The 5982-nt window shown below is 70.0% G+C and carries 6 protein-coding genes; 1 reads left to right on the top strand and 5 read right to left on the bottom strand.

Features of this window, described 5'->3' with window-relative positions; translation table 11 throughout:
* The 4 genes from AB8Z36_RS26990 to AB8Z36_RS26975 form a co-directional block, all read right to left on the bottom strand.
* Window positions 1-441: glycoside hydrolase 5 family protein (locus tag AB8Z36_RS26990; protein ID WP_440582004.1), on the bottom strand; the 441-nt coding region annotated here is incomplete at its 3' end.
* A gap of 39 nt (window positions 442-480) precedes the next feature.
* On the bottom strand, window positions 481-1404 hold the full coding sequence (locus tag AB8Z36_RS26985) for a carbohydrate ABC transporter permease (RefSeq protein ID WP_440582003.1): 924 nt from the start codon (window positions 1402-1404) through the stop codon (window positions 481-483).
* Window positions 1401-2357: a carbohydrate ABC transporter permease gene (locus AB8Z36_RS26980; protein WP_369215980.1), complete on the bottom strand. Its 957-nt coding sequence runs from the start codon at window positions 2355-2357 to the stop codon at window positions 1401-1403. Before AB8Z36_RS26980 ends, AB8Z36_RS26985 begins: the two co-directional genes overlap by 4 nt.
* Before the next feature lie 41 nt (window positions 2358-2398).
* Window positions 2399-3697 (bottom strand): extracellular solute-binding protein, encoded by a 1299-nt coding sequence (locus AB8Z36_RS26975; protein ID WP_369215979.1) that lies wholly within the window; start codon window positions 3695-3697, stop codon window positions 2399-2401.
* Window positions 3698-3965: 268 nt separating this feature from the next.
* Here AB8Z36_RS26975 and AB8Z36_RS26970 point away from each other — a divergent pair, with 268 nt between their 5' ends.
* A complete protein-coding gene (locus AB8Z36_RS26970; protein WP_369215978.1) occupies window positions 3966-5015 on the top strand; it encodes a LacI family DNA-binding transcriptional regulator in 1050 nt (349 codons plus the stop codon).
* A gap of 24 nt (window positions 5016-5039) precedes the next feature.
* Here AB8Z36_RS26970 and AB8Z36_RS26965 read toward each other — a convergent pair.
* The coding region (locus AB8Z36_RS26965; protein ID WP_369215977.1) for a nitroreductase/quinone reductase family protein at window positions 5040-5982 on the bottom strand (943 nt) is incomplete at its 5' end.

The raw sequence follows: 5982 nt of genomic DNA, 5'->3' as shown, positions 1-5982 counted from the left end.
GGTCATGCCGATGAAGTTGGGCCGGTCGGCGAGGGCCGCGGCGAGCGTCCGCAGATACGCGGCCTGCCCGGCCACCACGTCGGGGTCGGTGAAGATGTTCCGCCGGTGCCAGGTCTGCGTCCACGCGGGCAGGAAGTCGAAGCTGGACAGGTGGCCCTGGAGGCCGTCCACGTTGACGTCGAGGCCGCGCTCGGCCGCGGCGTCGGCGAGCCGGACGAGCTGCTCGACCGCGCGCGGCCGGATCAGGGTGCGGTTGGGCTGGAAGTACGGCCAGATCGGGAAGACCCGGATGTGGTCGAGGCCGAGGGCGGCCACCGCGTCGAGGTCGGTGCGCACGGCGTCGATGTCGAAGTCGAGCCAGTGGTGGAACCACCCCTGCGAGGGGGTGTAGTTGACGCCGAAACGCGGTGTGCGCGTCTTGGGGGGCGATACGGGAGGCAATGCTGATCCTGGTTCTAGGGGGAGGCGTGTGGGGGGGGTTCAGCCCTTGACCGCGCCCTCGCCGACCCCGCGGAAGAAGTACCGCTGGAGGCAGGCGAAGAGGACGATCAGCGGCAGCACGGCGATGACCGTGCCCGCGGCGACGAGGCGCTCGTCGTTGGCGAAGGTGCCGTGCAGGTAGTTCAGGCCGATGGTGAGGGTGAACCGCTCCGGGTCGCTGAGCACGATCAGGGGCCACAGGAAGTCGTCCCAGGCGCCCATGAAGGCGAAGATGGCGACGACGGCGAGGGTGCCCTTGACGGCGGGCAGCGCGATCCTCAGGAACCGCTGCCAGACGTTGGCGCCGTCCACGAAGGCGGCCTCCTCGATCTCGTAGGGCACGTTGAGGAAGGCGTTGCGCATCAGCAGGACGTTGAGCGCGGAGACACAGCCGGGCAGCAGCACCCCGATGAGGGTGTTGTTCAGGCCGAGCTCACGCATGGTGGTGAACTGGGCGATGATGATGCCCTCCACCGGCACCAGCATGGCCAGGATGAAGACGACGGTGGCCGCCTTGCGGCCCCGGTAGCGCAGGCGCGCCAGGGCGTACCCGGCGAGGGTGGCGCCGACGCAGTTGGTGACGACGTTGGCGGCGGCCACCTTCAGGGAGTTGAGCGCGTAGTCCCAGACGGGGATGGTGTCGGCGACCCGCTCGTAGTTGTGCAGGGTCGGGTCCGAGGGCAGGAACTTCGGCGGCGAACTGAAGATGTCCTCGTGCGGGCCCTTCAGGGAAGTGGAGAGCTGCCACAGGAAGGGGCCGATCATCAGCGCGAGGACGGCGAGCAGCAGTCCGTAGCGCAGGACGACCTCCCACAGGGGCATCCGGCGGCCGTTCTCGTCCGTGAGCCGTCTGCGGCGCGGCTTCGGCCCGGGGCGCGGGCCGCCCTCGACGGCCGTCGCGGGGATCTTCTCCGCGGTGCTCACGCGTCCTCCTTACGGTCCGCCCGCAGCACGAGCAGCATCAGCGCGACGGTGACGACGAAGACGACGACCGAGATGGCCGAGGCGTAGCCGACCCGTCCGGTCAGGCCGGTGCCGACGCGCTGCACCAGCATCACCAGGGTGGTGTCCTCACCCGCGGGGCCGCCGGTGGGCCCCGCCATCAGATACACCTCGGAGAAGACCTTGAAGGCGGCTACCGAGGAGAGCGCGCCCACCAGGACCATGGTGGAGCGCACGGCGGGCACGGTGACGGAGAGGAAGCGGCGGACCGCGCCCGCCCCGTCGACGGCCGCCGCCTCGTGCAGCTCGCGCGGCACGTTGGAGAGCGCCGCCAAGTAAATGATCATGTAGTAGCCGAGGCCCTTCCAGACCGTGACGGCCATGGCGCTGAACAGCAGCAGCCACTGGTCGCTGAGGAAGCCGACCTTGCCGACGCCCACCGCCTCAAGGACCGCGTTGACCAGGCCGCGCTCGTCCAGCATCCACACCCAGATCAGGCCGACGACGACGATCGAGGCGACCACCGGGGTGTAGAAGGCCGACCGGAAGAAGGTGATGCCGGGGATGTGCTTCTGGACGAGCATGGCGAGCAGCAGGGGCAGCAGCACCAGCGCGGGGACGACCACGAGGACGTACAGCGTGCTGTTGCGCAGCCCGATCCAGAACATGTCGTCGTGCAGCAGCTCGCGGAAGTTGGCGAGGCCGACGTACTCGCCGGGGATCAGCGTCCGCTTGTCCGTGGTGGAGTTGATGAGCGTGCTGATGAACGGATAGAGGATGAAGACGGCGACAATGGCGAGCCCGGGAGCGGCGAACAGCCAGGGGCTGGTGGGCAGTTGTCGCCGGATCTTGGCGGGCCCGCGGGGCGCGGGCCGACCGCCGCGCGCGGCGGCGACGCGGCTCGCGTCCGGGGTGGTGGCGGTGCTTGTCTTCATTGCTGTCGTTTCCTGGTCGTGGCTCGGCACCGTGTGGGTGCTCAGCTCTGCTGAAGCAGCCGGTCGCAGTTCTTGACAGCGTTGTCAAGTGCTTCCTTGGGGCTCTCCTTGCCCTGGAGGGCCTTGGCGACGGAGTTGCGCAGCTCGACCTTCATCTGCTCGCTGAACAGGACGGGCGTGTAGTTCACCGCCGTCTTGACGGACTTGGCGGCGGCCACGCGCACCCGGGTCTCCTCCTTGCCGTCCTGCTCGGTGAAGTACGGGTCGTCCAGGGAACCCTTGGTGCTGGGGAAGATCGCGACCTGCTTGGCGAACTCCATCTGGTGCTTGGCGTCGGTGACGAAGTGCGCGAAGGCGACGGCGGCGGGCGTCTGCTTGGTGCGGGCGTTCACCATCACCCCCATCACGTACATGTTGTCCTTGCCGGTGCTGCTGATCTGCGGGGTGATGCCGATGTTCTTGTACAGCTTCGGCGCGTCCTTCTTGAACTTCTCCAGGTCGAGCGCGCTGCCGGGGTTCATCGCCACGGCCTCGGTGAGGAACTTCTTGCCGGTCGACTCGGGGGTGGCGGTCAGCGCCTGGCCGTCGAGCGCCTTGGCCTCGTACAGCTTCTTGTACTTGGTGAGCAGCTCGACGCCCTTGGCGTCGTTGAAGGCGAAGCCGGTGCCTTCCTTGTTCATCAGCGGGACGCCGTAGCGCCCGAAGTCCTCGATGGTGGGGACGTTGGCGAGCGTGGCGACCTTGCCGTCGCTCTTCTTCGCGAGCTGGAGCGCCTGCTCGAAGAGCTGGTCGTAGGTCTTCGGGGGCTTGTTCTCGTCAAGCCCGGCGTCCTTGAAGAGGCGCTTGTTGTAGAACAGCGGCCCGGTGTTCAGATACCAGGGGAAGGCGTACGTGCCCTCGGTGCCCGGTATCTGGTGGCTCTTCCAGGCGCCGGGGAGGTACTCCTTCTCGTACGTGCCCGCGGCCTTGTCGAGGTCGAGCGCGAGACCCGCCTTGGCCAGCGGGGCGACGAGGTCGGGCGAGACGTTCACGACGTCGGGCAGCGTGCCCGCGGCGGCGTCGGCGCTGATCTTGTCGGCGTAGCCCTCGCCGGGCTGGTCGACCCACTTCACCTCGGTGCCGGGGTACTTCTTCTCGAACGCGTCGACCACGCCCTCGAAGTAGTCCTTGAAGTTGGCCTTGAGGTTCCAGGTCTGGAAGGTGATCTTGCCTTCGATCTTCCCCGACGCGTCGGTGGAACTGCCGCCGTCGCCGCCGTCGCCACAGGCGCTCAGCGGCAGCAGGACAGCGAGGACGGCGCCCGCGGCGACCGCTCTGCGGGGGGTACGGGAGATACGCACGGTGAAACGGCTCCTTTGCTCGGCCCAGCGTGAGACGGCGGTGACCGCCGCCGGCAGAGCCGGGCAATCCACGCCGAGGCTGACCCTGCATCGCCCGGTGGCGCAAAGTCAATGGATTCGGGACAGAAAAATTCCACTTCTCCGCCTCCTTCCATCAACTGAGCAGGTCAGACGCGTGTGTTGAAAGCCTTGCGGCAATCGACTAATGCGCTTTAGAGTCACAGCGCTCAAGCGCATTAGTGCGTGGGCGTCAGGAAAGGGGCAACGGGTGCGAGGCAAGCGGTCACCGGCGCGCAGGCCGACCATGAAGGACATCGCGCGCCGCGCGGGGGTGTCCGAGAGCGCCGTCTCCTTCGCGCTCAACGACCGGCCCGGCGTCTCCGACGTCACCAGGGACCGGGTCCGCAGGGTCGCCGAGCAGCTCGGCTGGCGGCCGAGCACCGCCGCCCGCGCGCTGTCGGGCGAGGGCTCGGCGACCGTGGGCCTCGTGGTGGCGCGCCCCGCGGCGACGCTGGGCGTCGACTCCTTCTTCCTCCAGCTCATCTCGGGCATCCAGGAGGTCCTCGCCGAGCGGCACTTGGGGCTGCTGTTCCAGGTGGTGGAGGACGTCGACGCCGAGTGCGCGGTCTACCGCCGCTGGTGGGCCGAGCACCGGGTGGACGGCGTCCTGGTGGTCGATCCGCGCACCGACGACCCCCGTCCCGCGCTCCTCGACGAGCTGGGGCTGCCCGCGGTGGTCACCGGCGGCGTGCCCGAACCGGACGCGGAACACCCCTCCCTGTCCACCGTGTGGGCCGACGACGCGGGCGCGATGGCGTCGGTCGTGGGCCATCTGCACGCGCTCGGACACCGGCGGATCGTGCACATCGCGGGCCTGGAAGGCCTCGCGCACACCGAGCGCCGCATCCGCACCCTGCGTGCCGAGGCGGAGAGCCGGGGCCTGCCCGGGGTGCGCTCGGTGACCACCGACTACTCCGACGCGGAGGGCGACGCCGTGACCCGGCGGGTCCTGGAATCCGCCGAGCCGCCGACCGCGCTCGTCTACGACAACGACGTCATGGCGGTGGCCGGAGTCGCCGCCGCGACCTCGCTCGGCTACGGCGTCCCGGCCGATGTGTCGGTGGTGGCCTGGGAGGACTCCGCGCTCTGCCGCATGGTGCACCCCTGGCTCACCGCGCTCTCCAGGGACACGGTGTCCTTCGGCCGCACCGCCGCCCGCGAACTGCTCGCCCTCCTGGACGACGGGCCCGCCTCGACGGTGCAGGTGCCGCTGCCGCGGCTCATCGAGCGGGAGAGCACGGGCCCCGCACGGACCTGACGCGGCCCGTGCGGGTGAGCCCGGCTATCCGGCCTGCTCCCCCGCCCCCGCGGGCGGTCCGGGCGGCCACGGCAGCTTGGCGAGGACCGGCAGCAGCGACTCCTCCTCGAAGTCGAGGTGCCGGGTCAGCTCCCGCGACATCCGCGCGAGGTCGGCGCGGAACACCTCGGGGTCGGCGCCGCCGATGTCCTTGAGGAGCGCGGCCAGCTCGCCCTGGATGCGGGCGATCACCCGGTGCTCGTCGGCGAGCCGGTCGAAGGTCTCGCGCAGTTCGGGGTGGTGACCGGCCATCACCGGGAACAGATGGGTGTCCTCGCTGGTGTGGTGGAAGGTGAGCGCGTCGCAGAAGGCCAGGCAGTGCTGGCGGATCTTGAGTCCGAGGCCGGGCACCGGGGGTGACCCGGCGCCCCGGTGCGCGGCGAGCGCCGCGAAGTAGGCCTCGGTCTCGTCCCGTACGTGCCGCAGCTGGCCGCGCAGCCAGAGGTGCACCTGCGTCATCTTCTCCGCGAAGTTCGCGGCCTCCCCGGGGATGTCCGCCTCGTGGGCGGGCCGCTCCAGGGCGACGACGGGCAGGACGCGGCCGGTGCGCGCCTGGTAGTCGGCGTAGCCGGGCTCGGCGGCCACCACCCGCTCGAAGAGCCGGTCGCGGCGCTCGCCCTCGGCGGGGACGGCGATCGCCTGGAACTCCCCCCTGCCGAGCTCCACGCGTACGGTGGGCCGGGCGAGGACGTTGTGGTACCAGTCGGGATGGCGGGCCGCGCCGAGATTGGACCCGACGACCAGCAACAGCCCGCCGTCGCGGACGAACCCGAGCGGTGTGGTGTGCTCCTTCCCGGACTTCGCGCCGGTGGTGGTCAGCAGCAGCAGCTCGGCCCCCTCGAAGGGCCCGCCGACCTTGCCGCCGTTGGCACGGAACTCCGCGACGACGGACTGGTTGAAGGAGGCGGGCGTAGGTGCGGGGGTGGGG

The sequence above is a fragment of the Streptomyces flavofungini genome (assembly GCF_041028215.1).
Taxonomy (GTDB): Bacteria; Actinomycetota; Actinomycetes; order Streptomycetales; family Streptomycetaceae; genus Streptomyces; species Streptomyces flavofungini_B.
This window is presented reverse-complemented; position numbering and strand designations above follow the sequence as displayed.